The following is an 18,517-nucleotide window of genomic DNA, read 5'->3' as shown; positions in this document are numbered from 1 at the left end:
GAGTGGGGCCTGAGTGAGCCACAAACAAAAACACCGCCCGGAGGCGGTGTTTTCACGTCAGACGTTGGAAACGCTTTACTGGGCAGTGCCCTGTACGGTGATCTCAACGCGACGGTTCTGGGCACGACCTTCGCGGGTCTGGTTGGTGGCGATCGGGTTGGATTCGCCCATGCCCTGGGTCTCGATCTTGTCGCCCGGAACGCCCTGGTCGACCAGGTAGTCCTTGACGGTCGCCGCGCGACGCTCGGACAGGCCTTGGTTGTACTCGTCGGTGCCGATGCTGTCGGTGTGGCCGACGGCTTCGATGTTCGCGACGGCGTTCAGGTCACCCATGTCGCGAACCAGCGCGTTCAAGGTGTCCTTGCCTTCCGGCTTCAGGTTCGACTTGTCGAAGTCGAAATAGGTGTCAGCCTCGAGCGTGATGGTCTTGGCTTCCGGTGCCGGGGGCGGCTCGACGATCGGCTTCGGCGCCGGCTCGGCCTTGGTGATCAGCTCCGGGTTGCACGCTTCGATCGCGGTCTCGCTGTTCAGCGTCCCGTGGTTGTTGTACAGGCACGGGCCATGACCAGTCTTGACCGGCTCACCGTTGCTGGTGAACACGTACGGGGACTGACCCCCGGCGAAGGCTTGGCCAGAGAAGGCAAACGTGGCTGCAACGGAGGCAGCGATCACGGTCATTTTCTTCATCTGTGAAATCTCCTTGTTTCTTATGAGGTCAGAGATGACTTTGGAGTCGCTAGGAATAGCGCGATTCAGATCCGGCATTGGTTGAATCTCACCGGAATAGTAGTCGCCCATTCCCGCAAAGTGCAAAAATAGAACCGATCGATTGCGTAACTAGGCATCAAAATCGAGCAGGGGTGGTTAAGCCCCTGGATGGAGGGGGTGTTTGTTCATGGTTTTAACGCATTATGGCTTGGGGGTTGGGTTTGCTTAAGGCGCTGAAATATAAGGATAAAGAGCTGTTCGTTCTCGATCAGCGGCTTTTGCCGCATCGGGTCGAATGGCTGTGTTGTACGGATGCAACGTGCGTGGCGAAAGTGATACGCGAGATGGCGGTGCGCGGGGCGCCTGCCATCGGGGTGGCGGCGGCTTACGGGTATCTGCTTGCCGCCCACACGGCAGTGGTTCGGGGTGATGACCTCACCGTGGCGACGCTTGGGCCGGCGTATCGCGACCTAGCTGAGGCACGCCCGACGGCCGTCAACCTGGTCTGGGCCTTGGATCGCATGGTCGCCTGTCTGCGGTCGGCCGAGGCGCTGGAGGGTGGTCAACGGCTGCGCCGCCTGATCGGCGAGGCGCAATCCATCGAGGCCCGCGACGTGGAGGCGAATCTTGCCATGAGCCAGCTGGGCGCGGGCCTGCTCGAGCCCGGTTCGGAACGCAACTGGGTGCTCACCCATTGCAATACCGGTGCGCTGGCCACCGCGGGGCAGGGCACGGCGCTGGGTGTGGTCCGTGATGCCTGGGCCGCCGGGCGGCTGGAAGGCGTGTATGTCGATGAAACCCGTCCCTGGCTGCAGGGCTCGCGGCTGACGGCGTGGGAGTTGCAGCAGGAAGCGATCCCCTATCGGCTTATCTGTGACAGCGCGGCGGCGAGCGTGCTGGCCACCGGTCGGGTGGGCTGGGTGATTGTGGGCGCGGATCGAGTCGCGGCGAATGGCGACGTGGCAAACAAGATCGGCACCTACGCGCTGGCGGTGTTGGCACGCCATCACGGCGTGAAATTCATGGTGGTCGCGCCGCGTTCGACGATCGATCGCGACTGCGCCGATGGCGGGGCAATCGAGATCGAGCAGCGCTCGGCCTTCGAGGTGAGTGAAATCGCCGGAGAGCCGGTGGCCCCCGAGGGCGCCGATGTCTATAACCCGGCCTTCGATGTCACGCCGGCCGGACTCATCGATGCCCTGGTTACCGAGGCCGGAGTGGTACGTCACCCGAATCGGGCCGGGATTGCGCGACTGTTCGATTGACGACCCAGTCGGGTCAGCGCGGCGAGAGGCGCTCTGTGGTACGATGCCCCGGTTTGCCGGCACCCCCATCCGACCGCGGCCATAAGGGCTCTGCGGCGGTCTCGCGGGGTCGCGGTGGCCCGGCATGGGTGATGGTCGAAGGTGGTTGCCTTCGCGCCTCGCCGCATCGGTCGGAAAGACCGCGCCGTTGAATCAGGACACTCGTGGGTACCAGGACACTCGAATGACTCAGTTCGCTCAAGAAATCTTCCCGGTCAATCTCGAAGACGAGATGCGGCAGTCCTATCTCGATTACGCCATGAGCGTGATCGTGGGGCGCGCGCTGCCGGATGCCCGTGACGGCCTCAAGCCGGTACACCGTCGGGTCCTCTACGCCATGCGCGAGCTGGGCAACGAGTGGAACAAGCCCTACAAGAAATCCGCGCGTGTCGTGGGTGACGTGATCGGTAAATACCACCCGCACGGGGACTCGGCCGTCTACGACGCGCTGGTGCGCATGGCGCAGGATTTCTCCATGCGCAACATGCTGATCGACGGGCAGGGCAACTTCGGTTCGGTCGACGGCGACGCCCCGGCGGCCATGCGTTACACCGAAGTGCGCATGGCGAAGATCGCCCATGAGCTGCTTGCCGATATCGACAAGGAAACCGTCGACTTCATCGACAACTACGACGGTTCGGAATCCGAGCCGCAGGTGCTGCCCGCCCAGTTCCCGAATCTGCTGGTCAACGGCTCATCCGGTATTGCCGTGGGCATGGCCACCAACATCCCGCCGCACAACCTGGGCGAGGTGCTCGACGCCACGGTCGCGTTGATCGACGAGCCGGCCATCAACGACGACGACCTGCTCGCCTACGTGCCGGCGCCGGACTTCCCCACCGCCGGCATCATCAATGGTGCGGCCGGTCTGCGGGATGCCTACCTGACCGGTCGCGGTCGCTGTGTGATGCGCGCCCGGGCCGAGTTCGAGGACAGCGAGAAGACCGATCGCACGTCGATCGTGATTACCGAGCTGCCCTATCAGGTCAACAAGGCCCGCCTGATCGAGCGTATCGCCGAGCTGGTGCGCGAGAAGAAGATCGAGGGCATCGCCGAGCTGCGTGACGAATCCGACAAGGACGGCATGCGCGTCGTGGTCGAATGCAAGCGTGGCGAGATGCCCGACGTACTCCTGAACAACCTCTACCAGCAGACCCAGCTGCAGAGCGTGTTCGGCATCAATATGGTCGCGTTGATCGATGGCCAGCCGCGCACCGTCGGGCTGCGCGAGATCCTCAACGTCTTCCTGCGTCATCGCCGCGAAGTCGTCACCCGGCGGACCATCTTCGATCTCCGCAAGGCGCGCGACCGCGCGCACATCCTCGAGGGTCTGGCCGTGGCCCTGGCGAACATCGATCCGATGATCGCTGTGATCAAGGCCGCGCCCACCCCGGCCGAGGCCAAGGCCAAACTGCTCGAAGGCACCTGGGAGTCCGGCGTAGTCCGCACCATGCTCGAGAAGGCCGATGCGGCCGCCTCGCGTCCGGAGGGCCTGGGCGATGCGTTCGGTCTGCAGGAAGACGGCAGCTATCGGCTCTCGACCGAGCAGGCCCAGGCCATCCTCGAGATGCGCCTCAACCGCCTGACCGGCCTCGAGCAGGACAAGATCGTCGAGGAATACGCCAATCTGCTCGAGCGGATCATCGATCTGCTCGACATCCTGCGCTCGGAAGATCGCCTGATGCAGGTCATCCGCGACGAGCTGATGCGGATTCGCGACGAGTATGCCGATCCGCGTCGCACCGAGGTTATCGTCGATTACGAAGACCTCTCGATGGAGGACCTGATCGCCGAGGAAGACCGCGTGGTCACGCTCTCCCGCGAGGGCTACATCAAGACCCAGTCCCTGGCCGACTACCGCAGCCAGCGCCGAGGCGGTCGCGGCAAGGCCTCGACGCGGATGAAGGACGAAGACGTCATTGAGCAACTGCTGGTGGCCAGCACCCACGCCTGGGTGCTGATGTTCACCAACTACGGCCGGGTCTACTGGCGCAAGGTCTACCAGCTGCCGCAGGGTGCCCGTGGCGCGCGCGGCCGTCCGGTAGTCAACGTCCTGCCACTGCAGGATGGCGAGCACATCAACACCATGTTGCCGATCCGCGAGTTCGTCGACGATCACTACATCTTCTTCGCCACGCGCAATGGCCAGGTGAAGAAGACCCCGCTGGTCGACTTCTCCCGCCCGCGTCAGGCCGGCATCATCGCCATCGACCTGCGCGAGGGCGACCGCCTGATCGGCGCGGCGCTTACCGACGGCTCGCGCGAGATCATGCTGTTCTCCAACGCCGGCAAGGCGACCCGCTTCGCCGAGGAAGATGTGCGGTCGATGGGTCGCACCGCGGCGGGCGTACGCGGTATCCGCCTGCAGGACAAGCAGTGCGTCGTCTCGTTGATCGTGGTCGACGAAGGCGAGGTGCTTACCGCCACCGAGAACGGCTACGGCAAGCGCACTCCGACCGACGAGTTCCCGGTCTACAACCGGGGTGGGCAGGGCGTCATCGCGATCAACACCAGCGAGCGCAACGGCGAGCTGGTCGGCGCGGTCCTGGTGCGCGAGTCCGACGAGGTGATTCTGATCTCGAACCGCGGTACACTCGTGCGCACCGAGGTGTCTCAGATTTCCTCCCTGTCGCGCAATACCCAGGGCGTGACCCTCATTCGTCTGGGCAAGGACGAACGTCTGGTCCAGATCGAGCCGGTCGCCGCCATGGACGACGAGAGCGACGAGGGCGACGAGGAGATCGAGGCACAAGACGCGGAGGAGTGATCCCCGCCGTGGCGAAGGACACGCCACCCCAATCAGCCCGCCTATTGCGGGCTGTTTCCGATTGAATAGGGAAGGTCTGCACGAAAACGATACCGCTCTGCGCGCCTTGATCATGACCGGCTCGCCGGGCCAGAGTGGCATCGTTTTCGTGCAGAGCTTCCCTTTTAGACCGGGCGAGACATCGCCCGGTCGCTTGTTTTCCGTTTCTGTTCAGGAGTAGTCATGGCTCGCGTTTACAACTTCAGCGCCGGTCCGGCGATGTTGCCCACCGAGGTCCTCACCCGCGCACGGGACGAGATGGTCGATTACCAGGGGACCGGCATGTCGGTCATGGAAATGAGCCATCGCGGCAAGCATTTCGTCGGCATCGCCGAGCAGGCCGAAGCGAACCTGCGCAAGCTGATGAACATCCCGGACAACTACAAGGTGCTGTTCCTGCAGGGCGGCGCCTCGACCCAGTTCGGCGCGATCCCGCTGAACCTGGGCAACGGCTCGGGCAAGGCCGACTACCTCAACACCGGTCACTGGTCGGTCAAGGCGATCAAGGAAGCCAAGCGCTTCGTCGACGTCAACGTGGTCGCCGACACCAAGCCGACGAACTTCACCACGCTGCCGGCCGAGGGCGAGATCAAGTTCTCCCCGGACGCCGACTACGTCCACTACACGCCGAACGAGACCATCGCCGGCGTCGAGTTTCCCTACATCCCGGACACCGGTGACGTACCGCTGGTTGCGGACATGTCCTCGACCATCCTGTCGCGTCCGATCGACGTCTCCAAGTTCGGCGTCATCTACGCTGGGGCGCAGAAGAACATCGGCCCGGCCGGCCTGACCATCGTCATCGTCCGCGATGACCTGATCGGCAAGTCGCGCGAGAACACCCCGGCGATGCTGGACTGGGCGACCCAGGCCGAGGCCGACTCCATGTTCAATACCCCGCCGACCTACGCCTGGTACATGGCCGGTCTGGTGTTCGAGCACCTGCTCGCCAAGGGCGGTCTCGAGGAGATGGGCAAGATCAACCAGCGCAAGGCCGAAAAGCTGTATGCCGCCATCGAAGGCAACGACTTCTATAGCAACCCGGTCGAGCCGGCCTACCGCTCCTGGATGAACGTGCCGTTCATGCTGGCCGACGATTCGCTCGACAAGACCTTCCTCGAAGAGGCCGGTCGTCAGGGCCTGGTCACGCTCAACGGTCACCGCTCGGTCGGCGGCATGCGCGCCAGCATCTACAACGCCATGCCCGAGGCCGGCGTCGATGCGCTGATCCACTTCATGAACGACTTCGCCAAGCGCCACGGCTGAGCCTCGCTCGCCTCGCTGCCAGCAACTGTTTTCAAGGAATCCGTCATGTACAAGATTCACACCCTCAACGCCATCTCCAACAAGGGCCTCGAGCGCCTGCCGACCGACCAGTACGACATCGGTGCCGAACTGAACGAGGCGGACGGCATCCTGGTTCGCTCGGCCAAGATGCACGACATGGACCTGCCGGAGTCGCTGCTGGCGATCGGCCGTGCCGGTGCCGGCGTCAACAACGTCCCGGTCGACCGCATGACCGACCAGGGCGTGGTGGTCTTCAACGCCCCGGGCGCCAACGCCAACGCTGTCAAGGAGCTGGTCATCGCCGGCATGCTGATGTCGATCCGCAACATCGGGCCGGCCTGGGACTTCTCGCGCAAGCTCGAGGGTTCCGATGAGGAGATCAACAAGGCGACCGAGGCTGGCAAGAAGAACTTCAAGGGCTTCGAGCTGCCGGGTCGCACCCTGGGCATCATCGGCCTGGGCGCGATCGGCGTACGCGTGGCCAACTCGGCCAAGGCGCTGGGCATGCGCGTGATCGGCTTCGACCCGGGCATTAGCGTCGAGCGCGCCTGGGAGCTGTCGCCGGACGTCCACCAGGCGGGCAGCGTCGACGAAGTGCTGGCCAAGGCCGACTTCGTTTCCCTGCACGTGCCGCTGATCGACGCCACCCGTGACTTGATCAACGCCGAGCGCCTGGCGTTCATGAAGGACAACGTCGTGGTCCTGAACTTCGCCCGTGCCGGTATCGTCAACGAACAGGCCATGGTCGACGCGCTGGACAACGGCAAGGCCCTGTCCTACGTCTGCGACTTCCCGACCAACCTGACCAAGAACCACCCCAAGTGCCTGGCCCTGCCGCACCTGGGTGCGTCCACGGACGAGGCCGAGGACAACTGCGCGATCATGGTTGCCGACCAGGTGCGTGACTACATCGAGAACGGCAACATCAAGAACGCGGTCAACATGCCGCACGTGCAGATGGCCCGTTCCGGCGCCCAGCGCATCGCGATCGCCAACCTCAACCGTCCGGACATGGTCGGTCAGATCTCGCACATCCTCGGCAAGGCCGGCGTGAACATCGAGCACCTGGTCAACGAGTCGCGTGACAAGGTGGCCTACACCCTGCTGGACGTCGACCGCGAGGTGCCGGCCGAGACCCGCGACGAGCTGGCGGCGATCGACGGCGTTCTGCGCCTGCGCCTGCTCTAAGCCCCCGTCGGGCCCATGGGCGGCACAAACGCCAAGTCCGCGGCTGACGCGGCACTGCTCGAGAGCCTGGACGGGGTGCGGGTGCTGATCGACTCGATCGATCGGCAGATTCTCGACCTGCTCAGCCAGCGTGCGCGCCTGGCCGAGCAGGTCGCGCTCATCAAGGAGCGCGACCCCGCGCATCAATCGGGACAATCGTTCTATCGACCGGAGCGCGAGGCGCAGGTGCTTTCCCGCATCCGTGAGCTCAATCCCGGTCCGCTGGACGATGACACCGTTGCCTGGTTGTTCCGCGAGATCATGTCGGCCTGCCTCGCCCACGAGCGGCCGTTGGCGATCGCCACACTGGGGCCGTCGGGCACCTTCTCCGAGCTGGCCGCGACGGCGGCCTTCGGCCACGGTGGCCGGCTGCAGTTCGAGCCGGGCATCCCCGAGGTCTTCCGGGCGGTCGCCGCGGGCAGCGTCGATTACGGCGTGGTGCCGTTGGAGAATTCCACCGAGGGCAGTGTCTCGGTCACCCTCGACTCGCTCGCCGGCAGCGACCTGCTGCTCTGCGGCGAGGTGGCGCTGCGCATCGACCAGCAGTTGATGGCGCATCCCGATGCCGGCAATACGCCGCGCGTGATCGTCTCGCATGCCCAGTCGTTGGCCCAGTGCCGTGAATGGCTCGACGCCCATTTCCCGGGCATCGAGCGCATGGCCGTGTCCAGCAACAGCGCCGCCGCCCAGCAGGCGTCTGCCGACCCCGAGGTGTTCGCCATCGGCCCGACGTTCGCCGCCGAGCGTCATGGGTTGGTGGTGCGCGCCTCGAACATTCAGGACAACGTCCAGAACACCACCCGTTTCGCGGTGCTCGGCCGCGAGCCGGTCGCCCCCTCGGGCAACGACAAGACGGCCTTGCTGCTGTCGGTGACCAACGAGCCGGGCGCACTGACACGTCTGTTGCTGCCGCTGTCCGAGGCGGGCATCGATGTGCTGCGCATCGAGTCACGTCCCGCCCGGGATCGTGTCTGGGATTACGTGTTCTTTATCGATATCGCCGGCCATCGCGACGAGCCGGCGGTGGCGGTGGCGCTCGAGCAGTTGCGCCCCCATTGCGGTCAACTGCGGGTGCTGGGGTCCTACCCGGTGCCGGTGATAAGCCAGCCGGGAGGCGACTGATGGGCGTGAACGAGACCGAGCTGTCGTTCGGGCGGGTGCGCGACTGTGTCGCGGCCATCCGGCCTTACGTCCCGGGCAAGCCGGCCGAGGAGGTCGCGCGCGAATACGGTATCGAGGAGGTGCTCAAGCTTGCCTCGAACGAAAACCCGCTCGGTCCGTCGCCGCGCGCCGTCGAGGCGATCCAGGCCGGGCTGGCCGACCTGCACGTCTACCCGGACGGCAGCGGGTTTCATCTCAAGCGGGCGATCAGCAGTCACTTCGGCGTGCATGCTGAACAGGTCACGCTGGGCAACGGCTCGAACGACGTGCTCGAACTGGTGGCACGCGCCTACCTCGAGCCGGGTGTCAACGCGGTGTTCTCTCAGCACGCCTTCGCCGTCTACGCGCTGGCGACCCAGGCCGCCGGCGCCGAGGCCAAGGTGGTCCCGGCACGCCCGGCTGATGACCCCGAGATGCCCTTCGGTGCGGATCTCGAGGCGATGGCCGCCGCGGTCGACGAGTGCACCCGTGTGCTGTTCCTCGCCAACCCCAATAATCCGACCGGGACCTGGGTCGAGGCCGCCGAACTGCGCGCGCTGCTGGATGCCGTGCCGCCGCACGTGGTCGTGGTGCTCGACGAGGCGTATACCGAGTACGTCGACGATCCGGCCTTCCCGAACGGCATCGAACTGCTCGCGCACTACCCGAACCTGGTGGTGACGCGCACCTTCTCCAAGATCTTCGGTCTGGCGGCCCTGCGGGTCGGGTTCGCGGTGAGCGATCCGGCCATCGCGAGCCTGCTCGATCGTGTGCGTCATCCGTTCAACGTCAACGCACTCGCCCTGCGCGCCGCCGAGGCTGCCTTGGACGACGACAAGTTCATTGCCGAGAGCCGCACGGTCAACCGGGCCGGACTGGTCCAGTGGCAACAGGCCGCCGAGGCGAAGGGCTGGTCGACCGTGCCCAGCCGGGCCAACTTCATCACGGTGCTCACGCCGTTCGCCGCCGGCCGGGTGTTCGAGACCCTCTTGCGCGAGGGCGTCATCGTCCGGCCACTCGGTGGCATGGAGGCTTGCGGCGGGTTGTCGCAGGCGCTGCGCATCACCATCGGCACGGCCGAGCAGAACGCGCGCGTCATCGAGGCGCTCGAGCGGGTGTTGGCAAGGCTTGGCGACGAGGACGCCTCGGCATGATGTTCCGACGCCTGGCGTTGATCGGCACCGGCCTGATTGGCGGTTCGCTGGCCCTAGCCCTGCGCGAGCGCGGTGAGGTGGGCGAGGTGGTCGGTTACTCGCGTCGACTCGACACCCGGCTGGCCGCCGAGCGGCTCGGCCTGATCGACCGACCGGCCGATTCGATTGCCGAGGCGGTCGCGGGGGCGGACCTGGTCTTCGTGGCCACGCCGGTGAAGGCGATGGATGCGGTGCTCGGCGAGCTGGCTGCGTGCCTGCCGGGCGACGCGTTGGTTACCGACGGTGGCAGCGTCAAGGGGGCCGTGGTCGAGCGGGCGCGGGCGCATCTGTCGGCCGGGCAACTGGCCCGATTCGTCCCGGGGCACCCGATTGCCGGGCGCGAGCGCAGTGGCCCGGAGGCCGCCACCGCCGATCTCTACCGCGGTCATCGCGTGATCCTCACGCCGATCGAGGAGAACCGCGCCGAGGACGTCGCCCGCATCGAGGCGATGTGGCAGGCGACCGGGGCCCGCATCGAACGGCTCGAGGTGGCCCACCACGATCACGTGCTCGCGGCCACCTCCCACTTGCCGCACGCGGCGGCCTACGCGATGGTCTCGGCACTCGCCCGGCTGGCCGAGCGTTACGAGGTGTTTCGTTACGCCGCGGGTGGCTTTCGTGACTTCACGCGTATTGCCAGCTCCGATCCGGTCATGTGGCGGGATATCTGCCTCGATAACCGCGACGAGATCCTGGTGATGCTCGATCATTATCGCGCCGAGCTCGACTGCCTGCGGGACATGTTGGAATCCGCCGACGGCGAGAAGATCGAGCATTATTTCCATGAGGCGAAGGCCGTGCGCGATGCCCTGTATCCCGTGGCCCAAGCTAACGGGGCCAACCCTGTAAGCGAGGCGGACGAGACCGGCCGCTGACCGGCCGGCTTGTCCGCACCAATCCTTTTTCAGCCCAACCCCGGATGACCGCGCCATGACCGCAGTTCATGATTCCGCTTCCCTGATCTATCGCAGTACCGCCTCTCAAGCGCTCGAGGGCGAGGCGCGGGTGCCGGGAGACAAGTCGATCTCGCATCGTTCGATCATGTTTGGCTCGCTGGCGAGCGGAACCACCGAGATCAGTGGTTTCCTCGAGGGCGAGGACAGCCTCAATACCCTGCGCTGTTTCCGGGCCATGGGGGTGTCGATCACCGACCCCGAGGCCGGGCGGGTAACCATCGAGGGCGTGGGCCTGCATGGCTTGAAACAGCCGGAAAAGCCGCTCTACGTCGGCAACTCGGGCACTTCGATGCGGCTGATGTCCGGCATCCTTGCCGGGCAAGCCTTCGACTCGGTGCTCGAGGGCGATGCCTCGCTGTCGCGCCGGCCCATGAAGCGGGTCATCGACCCCCTTGTCGCGATGGGTGCGCGCATCGACGCCGGCCCCGAGGGCCGCTCGCCGCTGAAAATCCATGGCGGTCAGTCGCTCAAGGCGATCGACTACGCGATGCCCATGGCCAGTGCGCAGGTGAAATCCTGCGTACTGCTCGCCGGCCTGTACGCCGAGGGCTGCACCTGTGTGACCGAACCGGCCCCGACGCGCGATCACACCGAGCGGATGCTCTCCGGCCTGGGCGTGGGCGTTGCGCGTGACGGCGCTCGGGTCTGCATCGAGCAGGCCGACCCCACGACACGTCGGCTGGAAGGGCGTCGCCTGGAGGTCCCGGCGGATATCTCCTCGGCGGCATTCTTTCTGGTGGCGGCAAGCATCGTCCCCGACTCGGAGATCCTGCTCACCCATGTGGGACTGAACCCGACCCGTACCGGGGTGATCGACATCCTCAAGGCGATGGGGGCCGATATCCGCATCGAGAACCGTCGCGAGGTAGGTGGCGAACCGGTCGCGGATCTGCGCGTCAAGAGTGCGCCGCTCCACGGCATCGCGATCGACGAGGCGCTGGTGCCGTTGGCGATCGACGAGTTCCCGGTCCTTTTCGTCGCCGCGGCCTGTGCGACCGGACGCACCGTGCTGACCGGGGCCGAGGAACTGCGGGTCAAGGAATCCGATCGGATCGCGGTCATGGCCGACGGCCTGGCCAAGCTCGGTATCGATGCGACCCCGACGGCCGACGGCATGATCATCGAGGGTCGCGGCGAGCCGACGCCGTTCGGCTCGGCGACGATTTATGCGCAGGGCGACCACCGGATCGCGATGGCATTTGCCGTTGCCGGGCTCAAGGCCCGTGGCGAGGTGACCATCCACGACTGTCAGTTCGTCGAGACGTCGTTCCCGGGGTTTGCCGAGTTGTTCAACCGGCTGGGCGGTTGCCTTGAGCTGTCGCGCCACTGAATTTTCGCTTTAGGAGGTCCCAATGGTCCCTGTCATCACCATCGACGGCCCCAGTGGCTCGGGTAAGGGCACGATCGCCCGACGGCTTGCCGCCCGGTTGGGCTTCGGCATGCTCGACTCCGGAGCGCTCTACCGGTTGACCGCACTGGCCAGCCAGAACGCGGGCCTTGCCCCGCAGGCGCCCGAAATCGTCGATATCGCGCGCCACCTGGCTTGCCGTTTCGACGAAGAGGGCAACGTGTTCCTCAATGACGAGAATGTCAGCCGGGAGCTGCGCACCGAAACCACCGGGGCGATCGCCTCGCAGATTGCCGCCCGACCCGAGGTGCGCGAGGCGTTGCTGCAGCGGCAGCGTGATTTCGCCAGGGCCCCGGGGCTGGTCGCCGACGGCCGTGACATGGGCACGGTGGTCTTCCCGGAGGCGCCGGCGAAGATTTTTCTCGACGCGAGCGCGGAGGTGCGCGCCGACCGGCGTTATAAGCAGTTGATCGAGAATGGATTCGATGCTAGTTTTACCGCCCTCGTCGAGGAGATTCGTCAGCGGGATGAGCGGGATCGCAATCGTTCGGTCGCGCCGCTCAGGCCGGCGGAAGATGCGTTAGTCGTTGATTCCAGCGATCTTTCCATCGACGAGGTGGAGGCCACGCTGTGGCGCTACATCCAGGATCGGCTCACCGATCGGGACGAGTAGCGATACGGCGGGGCCATCGACTCGTGTTTTTGTACGGGCAATTCCGCCCGCTCATCAACCCGTTTGTCTGGCAAACCCAGGGACCGGATACGCCAGTGTTTTTTTACCACGACGGACAGCTTTTGGAACGTCCAGTCGTCAACCCTTTGGAAATGCGGATTAATGTCTGAAAGTTTTGCCCAGCTTTTTGAAGAAAGCCTCCAGAACGCCGTCATGCAGGCGGGCTCGATCGTCTACGGCAAGGTCGTGGACATCAACGATGACTACGTCACCGTCGACGCCGGCCTGAAGTCGGAAGGTATCATCCCCACCGACCAGTTCCGTGACGAGAACGGTGAGCTGAACATCAGCGTCGGTGAAGAGGTCGAAGTCGCCCTTGATGCCGTCGAAGACGGTTTCGGCGAGACGCGCCTGTCGCGTGAAAAGGCCTTGCGTGCCCGTGCGTGGAAGAAGCTGGAGAAGGCTTTCGACGACGACGAGATCGTCACCGGCCGCATTTCCGGGAAGGTCAAGGGTGGTTTCACCGTCGAGCTCGGCGACGTCCGTGCGTTCCTGCCGGGTTCGCTGGTCGACGTGCGCCCGATCCGGGACACCACCTACCTCGAAGGCAAGGACATCGAGTTCAAGATCATCAAGCTCGATCAGCGCCGCAACAACGTGGTCGTTTCGCGCCGCGCGGTTGTCGAGGAAGAGTACAGCGCCGAGCGCGAGGCTCTGCTCGAGCAGCTGCAGGAAGGCATGGTCCTCCGCGGTATCGTCAAGAACCTCACCGACTACGGTGCGTTCCTGGACCTCGGCGGCATCGATGGCCTGCTGCACATCACCGACATGGCGTGGAAGCGCGTCAAGCATCCGTCCGAGATGGTCAACATCGGTGACGAGATCGACGTCAAGGTGCTCAAATTCGACCGCGAGCGCAACCGTGTTTCGCTCGGCCTCAAGCAGCTGGGCGAGGATCCGTGGAGCGACATCTCCCGTCGCTACCCGACCTCCACCCGCCTGTTCGGCAAGGTCACCAACATCACCGATTACGGCTGCTTCGTCGAGATCGAGGATGGCGTCGAAGGTCTGGTACACGTCTCCGAGATGGACTGGACCAACAAGAACGTCAACCCGGGCAAGCTGGTCAACGTCGGCGACGAGGTCGAGGTGATGATCCTGGACATCGACGAGGACCGCCGCCGGATCTCGCTGGGCATGAAGCAGTGCCAGCCGAACCCGTGGGACGCCTTCGCGGCATCGCACACCAAGGGCGACAAGGTTTCCGGCCAGATCAAGTCGATCACCGATTTCGGTATCTTCATCGGTCTCGAAGGCGGCATCGATGGCTTGGTCCACCTGTCCGACCTGTCCTGGAGCGAGCCGGGCGAAGACGCCGTGCGCCAGTTCAAGAAGGGCGAGGAGCTCGAGGCGGTCGTCATCGCCATCGACCCGGAGCGCGAGCGCATCTCGCTGGGCCTCAAGCAGCTCGAGGACGATCCGTTGTCCAACTGGGCGGCCGACAACCCGAAGGGCAGCATCGTTAAGGGCACGCTGCGTGAAGTCGACGCCCGCGGCGGCGTGGTCGAGCTGGCCGAAGGCATCGAAGGCTACATCCGCGCCTCCGACATCGCTCGCGAGCGTATCGACGATGCCCGCACCGTCCTGAAGGAAGGTGAGGAAGTCGAGGCCAAGTTCATGGGTATCGATCGCAAGAACCGCATGATCAGCCTGTCGATCCGCGCCAAGGATCACGCCGAGGAAGCCGAGGCGATGGACGAGCTGAGCAAGGCGCCGAGCACCTCGTCGCCGACCCTGGGCGATCTGCTCAAGGAACAGCTCGGCCGCTCCGAGTAACTCGGAACCGTCGTGTCCGAAAAACGCCATCCTTTGTGATGGCGTTTTTTATGGCTATCCCCGCCAGTCCGTGTCGGAGGTCGACTCCGGCCCCAGCGGAGCGCGGGGAAGCCGCGAATTCCCTTGGAATCCCCGGTTCACCGGGGGTTTCACCAAAACATTAGCTGTGCGCCCCTCGGGGCGGCAACGGAGATAGACCGATGACCAAGTCGGAGCTGATCGAACGGCTGGCCGATCGCCAGCAGTATCTGCCCATGCGCGATATCGAGACCTCGGTACGTCTGATGCTCGACGAGATGATGGATGCGTTGAGTGGTGGCGACCGGATCGAGATTCGTGGTTTTGGCAGCTTCTCGCTCAACTATCGTCGCCCACGCCTGGGTCGTAATCCCAAGACCGGCGAGACCGTGTCGCTGGGGGCGAAGTACGTGCCGCACTTCAAGCCCGGCAAGGAATTGCGCGAGCGGGTCAATGCGGCCGTGAAACAGGAGGACTGAGCGTGGCTCGCCATCGTCCCCAGCCACGTATCTACGTGGCCCTGGATGCCGCGCACGAAGGGCGTGTGCGGGGGCTGCTCGGCGCGCTCGACCCGTCGCTCTGTGGGATCAAGATCGGCAAGGAAGCCTTCACGGCCCTTGGGCCGAAGGCAATCGAATGGGCCCGGCAACGCGGCTTTCCGGTGTTCCTTGATCTGAAGTTTCACGACATCCCCAACACGGTGGCCCAGGCCTGCCGGGCCGCGGCCGATCTGGACGTCGCCTTGGTGAACGTCCATGCCAGCGGTGGCCGGCGGATGCTCGAGGCGGCCCGCGAGGCAATCGGGGGCGCCGAGGACGCGCCGGCCCTGATCGCCGTGACGGTACTCACCTCGATGGAGGATGCCGATCTGGCCGAGGTGGGCGTGAGCGACGGGGCCGAGGCTCAGGTGGAGCGTCTTGCTCGACTGACCGCGGCGGCCGGTCTCGACGGGGTGGTGTGTTCGGCACGCGAAGCGTCGGCCATGCGGGCGCTCTTCCCCGGTGAGGGTGGCTTGGTGGTCACCCCCGGGGTGCGCCCCGCGGGCAGTGCCCGTGACGACCAACGCCGGGTGGTCACGCCCAGCGAGGCGCTGGCGAACGGGGCGACCAGTCTGGTGATCGGCCGACCGATTACGGCGGCGGGTGACCCGGGCAGGGCGCTGGAGGCGATTGTCGCCGAGCTTTGATCCGCGAGCCACGCGGCTTGTGCCAAAACGAGAGACGCCCGTGTCGCTTGGCGAGACGGGCGTTTTTCATGGTGAGCCGGTTTTCATCGCCATGCCTGGCAGCGGTTGGGGTGGTTGTCGGTCGGCGAGGAGGTCCTTGCGGGTGGCCACCCAGATCATCAGGTCGTGGAAGGCACGAATGTTTTCGACGTAATTGACGGTCTCGTTGCCGTGGGCGTAGCCATATCGCATCTCTCGGTAGATCGCGGGATCGGAGAGCTGGGGCAGGCGTTCGCGCACGTCCGCCCATTGGGTGGGATCGCCGCCTTGTCGGCTCGTCAATTCGAGCGCGTCGCGCAGATGGCCGATGCCGACGTTGTAGGCGGCCAGCGCCAGGTAGGTGCGATCGGGTTCGGTGGCCTGTTCGGGGACGAGGTCACGCAGCTGGGCGATGTACTTGGCACCCGCCATGATGTTCGCCGTCGGGTTGGCGGGATTGGTCAGGCCGAGATCCCGTGCCGTGGGCAGGACGATTTGCATCAGCCCATAGGCGCCCTGGTGTGACACCGCGTCCGGTTGCCACTTGGATTCCTGGTAGCCTACCGAGGCGAGCAGGCGCCAATCGATTTCGTAGCGCTTGCCGGCCCGGCGAAACGTGGGCAGATAGGGGCGGGCATGCGTGTCTAGATCCTGCAGGAAGCGTCGCGAGAGTGACTCGTCGAGTCGTTCGAACTGGGCGTAGTGGCGATCGACCAGCATCTTGAGCTGCCGGTCGCTGCGGGCTTCGGCGAAGAACCGTCGTGCCACCCGGAGTAGTGACTCGTCCGCGTGGCGCGAGAACACCCAGGCCAAGGCCACCGGCGGGCCGACGATCGGCCCGATCGCCACCTCGTCGGAAAGCTTGTGAGCCAGCAGGGCGATATGCGAGAGCGCCAATGCGTAGTCGATGTCGCCGTGACGAATCCCCTCGAGAATCGCGAGCTTGTCCTGCTCCTCCACCACGTCGAGGCGAATGGTGTTGTCCTGGGCGATGACCCGCTCGAGCCAGAACCGGCTCGCCGAGCCGGTTGGCAGGGCGATGCTGGCCCCGTCGATGTCATCAAGCCCGGTGGGAGACGGCTGGTCGGTGGCATGAATGAGCTTGCGGCTGACCGTGAGGTAGGGCGGTCCGAAACGAAAGCGCTGCATGCGCGCCGGATCGATGGCCAGCCCGGCCGCGGCGAGATCGACCCGATTGTCGGCGACGGCCTCGTAGGCCGCTTCGATGGTCGGTACCACCACGTATTCCACGTCCACCCCGAGGCGTTCGGCGAATCGTCCGGTCAGGTCGTATTCGAGCCCCTGGGGGCGGTAGCTGTCCGGGATGTAGAGGGTGGGTTCGATCAGGGTGGCGACCCGAAGCACACCGCGGTCACGCACCTGCTCGAGCTGCGGGTTGCGCTTGAAGCTTTCGGCGACATCGATGGCGGCCAGTCGGGCCGGTCGGTCGGCGGGCGTCCAGGTCTGGATCCACCAGCCAAGCGGGGCGGCGAACAGGGCGCCCACGCCAATCAGCGGGATCAGCCAGCGGCCGATCCCGCGTTGCCGCGGGGGCATCGTCAAAACGTGAAGCCCACGTGGATGGCAACCACGCCGAAGGTGAGGTTGTGCACGTCGACGTGATCGAAACCGTTGTCGAGCATCATGCGCTCGAGCGTCTCCTGGTCGGGGTGCATGCGGATCGACTCGGCCAGGTAGCGATAGCTGTCGGCGTCATTGGCCAGCAGCTTGCCCATCACCGGCAGGGCGGAGAAGGAGTAGGCGTCGTAGACCCGTTCGACCAGCGGGCTGGTCGGCTTGGAGAACTCCAGGATCACGACGCGACCGCCGGGCTTGACCACCCGGGCCATTTCGGCCAGCGCGCGGGCCTTGTCGGTGACGTTGCGCAGGCCGAAGCCGATGGTCACGCAGTCGAAACGATTGCTTTCGAACGGCAGGTCCTCGGCGTTGGCCAGGCTGTATTCGACATTGTTGAAGATGCCTTGCTCGTCGAGCTTCTCCCGGCCGATGGACAGCATGCTGGCGTTGATATCGGACAGGACGACCAGTCCCGTGTCACCCACGATGCGCGCCATGCGGGCGGCCAGATCGCCGGTGCCCGAGGCCAGGTCCAGGGCCTGGCCGCCGCGCCTGAGGCCGGTGTACTCCAGCGCCACGCGCTTCCACAGCCGATGAATGCCCAGCGACATCGCATCGTTCATCAGGTCGTAGCGCGCGGCCACGGAATCGAAGACCGAACCCACCAGCCGGGACTTCTCGTCGCGCGGGACTTCCCGGTAGCCAAAGTGCGTCTTCTCGGTCATGGTCGGTTCTCTCGTCAGGTGGGCGGTGTCGACAGCTCGGCTCGGCGCCGACGACCCGGATCAGTCGTCGAGCTTGCCTGCCGAGCCGGGTGTCGATAATACATCGTAAGGCGCGGCCGGTTCGGCGCGCCCGGGGTCGCGTTCCAGATCGCGTTCGACGCCCGCGGAGGCCAGTCGTTCCAGGTAGTAGTTCCAGTGTTCATCGCGGCGGTCGCCCAGTTCGCGCAGCAGGCCCCAGTCGTACAGCCCGCTGTCATGGCCGTCGTCGAACACCAGTTTGACCGCGTAACGACCCACCGGTTGCACGTCCGTGATCTTCACGCGCTCCTTGCCGAGCACCAGCATCATCTCGCCACCGCCGTGGCCGCGCACCTCCGCCGACGGGCTGAATACGCGCAGGTACTCGGCCGCGAGATCGAAGCTGGCCCCATCCGGGAAGACCAGGCCCAGCGAACGGCGGTCCTTGGCCAGGCGGATCTGGCGCGGGGCGGGGTGGTTGTCTGCCATGCGGTAC

Annotated in this window: 16 protein-coding genes; 12 read left to right on the top strand and 4 right to left on the bottom strand. The window is 65.3% G+C overall.

The window, feature by feature from the left end:
* Positions 1 to 75 precede the first annotated feature (75 nt).
* The gene (locus tag SR882_RS08655) at positions 76 to 798 is read right to left on the bottom strand and encodes an OmpA family protein (RefSeq protein WP_322520849.1); all 723 of its coding nucleotides are present in this window, start codon (positions 796 to 798) and stop codon (positions 76 to 78) included.
* Between the two features lie 113 nt (positions 799 to 911).
* Between SR882_RS08655 and mtnA the strand changes: the two genes are divergently transcribed.
* From mtnA to pyrF, 12 genes are all read left to right on the top strand, one after another.
* Complete coding sequence (mtnA, locus tag SR882_RS08650) at positions 912 to 1,973, top strand: S-methyl-5-thioribose-1-phosphate isomerase (RefSeq protein WP_322520848.1); 1,062 nt, start codon at positions 912 to 914, stop codon at positions 1,971 to 1,973.
* Positions 1,974 to 2,196: 223 nt separating this feature from the next.
* A complete protein-coding gene (gene gyrA, locus SR882_RS08645; RefSeq protein ID WP_322520847.1) occupies positions 2,197 to 4,779 on the top strand; it encodes a DNA gyrase subunit A in 2,583 nt (860 codons plus the stop codon).
* Positions 4,780 to 5,001: 222 nt separating this feature from the next.
* Entirely contained in the window at positions 5,002 to 6,084 is a 1,083-nt protein-coding gene (gene serC / locus SR882_RS08640; protein ID WP_322520846.1) for a 3-phosphoserine/phosphohydroxythreonine transaminase, read from the top strand.
* A 45-nt stretch (positions 6,085 to 6,129) separates the two neighbouring features.
* Positions 6,130 to 7,293, top strand: coding sequence for a 3-phosphoglycerate dehydrogenase family protein (locus SR882_RS08635; protein WP_322520845.1), 1,164 nt, complete (start codon positions 6,130 to 6,132; stop codon positions 7,291 to 7,293).
* A 15-nt stretch (positions 7,294 to 7,308) separates the two neighbouring features.
* Positions 7,309 to 8,454, top strand: a complete 1,146-nt coding sequence (gene pheA, locus SR882_RS08630) for a prephenate dehydratase (protein WP_322520844.1) — start codon at positions 7,309 to 7,311, stop codon at positions 8,452 to 8,454.
* Positions 8,454 to 9,626, top strand: coding sequence for a histidinol-phosphate transaminase (hisC, locus tag SR882_RS08625; protein WP_322520843.1), 1,173 nt, complete (start codon positions 8,454 to 8,456; stop codon positions 9,624 to 9,626). Before pheA ends, hisC begins: the two co-directional genes overlap by 1 nt.
* Positions 9,626 to 10,540 carry a prephenate dehydrogenase gene (locus SR882_RS08620; protein WP_407653370.1) on the top strand — a complete coding sequence of 305 codons (915 nt, stop codon included), beginning with the start codon at positions 9,626 to 9,628 and terminating at the stop codon, positions 10,538 to 10,540. Before hisC ends, SR882_RS08620 begins: the two co-directional genes overlap by 1 nt.
* A 55-nt stretch (positions 10,541 to 10,595) precedes the next feature.
* Positions 10,596 to 11,951 carry a 3-phosphoshikimate 1-carboxyvinyltransferase gene (gene aroA / locus SR882_RS08615; RefSeq protein WP_322520841.1) on the top strand — a complete coding sequence of 452 codons (1,356 nt, stop codon included), beginning with the start codon at positions 10,596 to 10,598 and terminating at the stop codon, positions 11,949 to 11,951.
* 22 nt (positions 11,952 to 11,973) lie between these two features.
* A complete protein-coding gene (gene cmk, locus SR882_RS08610) occupies positions 11,974 to 12,642 on the top strand; it encodes a (d)CMP kinase (protein ID WP_322520840.1) in 669 nt (222 codons plus the stop codon).
* Positions 12,643 to 12,804: 162 nt separating this feature from the next.
* Entirely contained in the window at positions 12,805 to 14,478 is a 1,674-nt protein-coding gene (gene rpsA, locus SR882_RS08605; protein ID WP_322520839.1) for a 30S ribosomal protein S1, read from the top strand.
* A 200-nt stretch (positions 14,479 to 14,678) separates the two neighbouring features.
* Complete coding sequence (locus tag SR882_RS08600; protein ID WP_136866342.1) at positions 14,679 to 14,975, top strand: integration host factor subunit beta; 297 nt, start codon at positions 14,679 to 14,681, stop codon at positions 14,973 to 14,975.
* A gap of 2 nt (positions 14,976 to 14,977) precedes the next feature.
* Entirely contained in the window at positions 14,978 to 15,682 is a 705-nt protein-coding gene (gene pyrF / locus SR882_RS08595; protein ID WP_322520838.1) for an orotidine-5'-phosphate decarboxylase, read from the top strand.
* Positions 15,683 to 15,748: 66 nt separating this feature from the next.
* Here pyrF and mltF read toward each other — a convergent pair whose 3' ends face one another.
* The 3 genes from mltF to SR882_RS08580 are packed head-to-tail and all read right to left on the bottom strand — an operon-like array spanning position 15,749 to position 18,510.
* Positions 15,749 to 17,257: a membrane-bound lytic murein transglycosylase MltF gene (mltF, locus tag SR882_RS08590; protein WP_322520837.1), complete on the bottom strand. Its 1,509-nt coding sequence runs from the start codon at positions 17,255 to 17,257 to the stop codon at positions 15,749 to 15,751.
* 2 nt (positions 17,258 to 17,259) lie between these two features.
* Positions 17,260 to 18,003, bottom strand: a complete 744-nt coding sequence (ubiE, locus tag SR882_RS08585) for a bifunctional demethylmenaquinone methyltransferase/2-methoxy-6-polyprenyl-1,4-benzoquinol methylase UbiE (protein ID WP_322520836.1) — start codon at positions 18,001 to 18,003, stop codon at positions 17,260 to 17,262.
* A gap of 60 nt (positions 18,004 to 18,063) precedes the next feature.
* Positions 18,064 to 18,510 carry a DUF971 domain-containing protein gene (locus SR882_RS08580; RefSeq protein ID WP_322520835.1) on the bottom strand — a complete coding sequence of 149 codons (447 nt, stop codon included), beginning with the start codon at positions 18,508 to 18,510 and terminating at the stop codon, positions 18,064 to 18,066.
* Positions 18,511 to 18,517 lie beyond the last annotated feature (7 nt).

The organism is Guyparkeria halophila (assembly GCF_034479635.1).
Classification (GTDB): Bacteria; Pseudomonadota; Gammaproteobacteria; order Halothiobacillales; family Halothiobacillaceae; genus Guyparkeria; species Guyparkeria halophila.
Note: the sequence above shows the minus strand (reverse complement) of the source record. Positions and strands in the feature narration are given on the sequence as shown.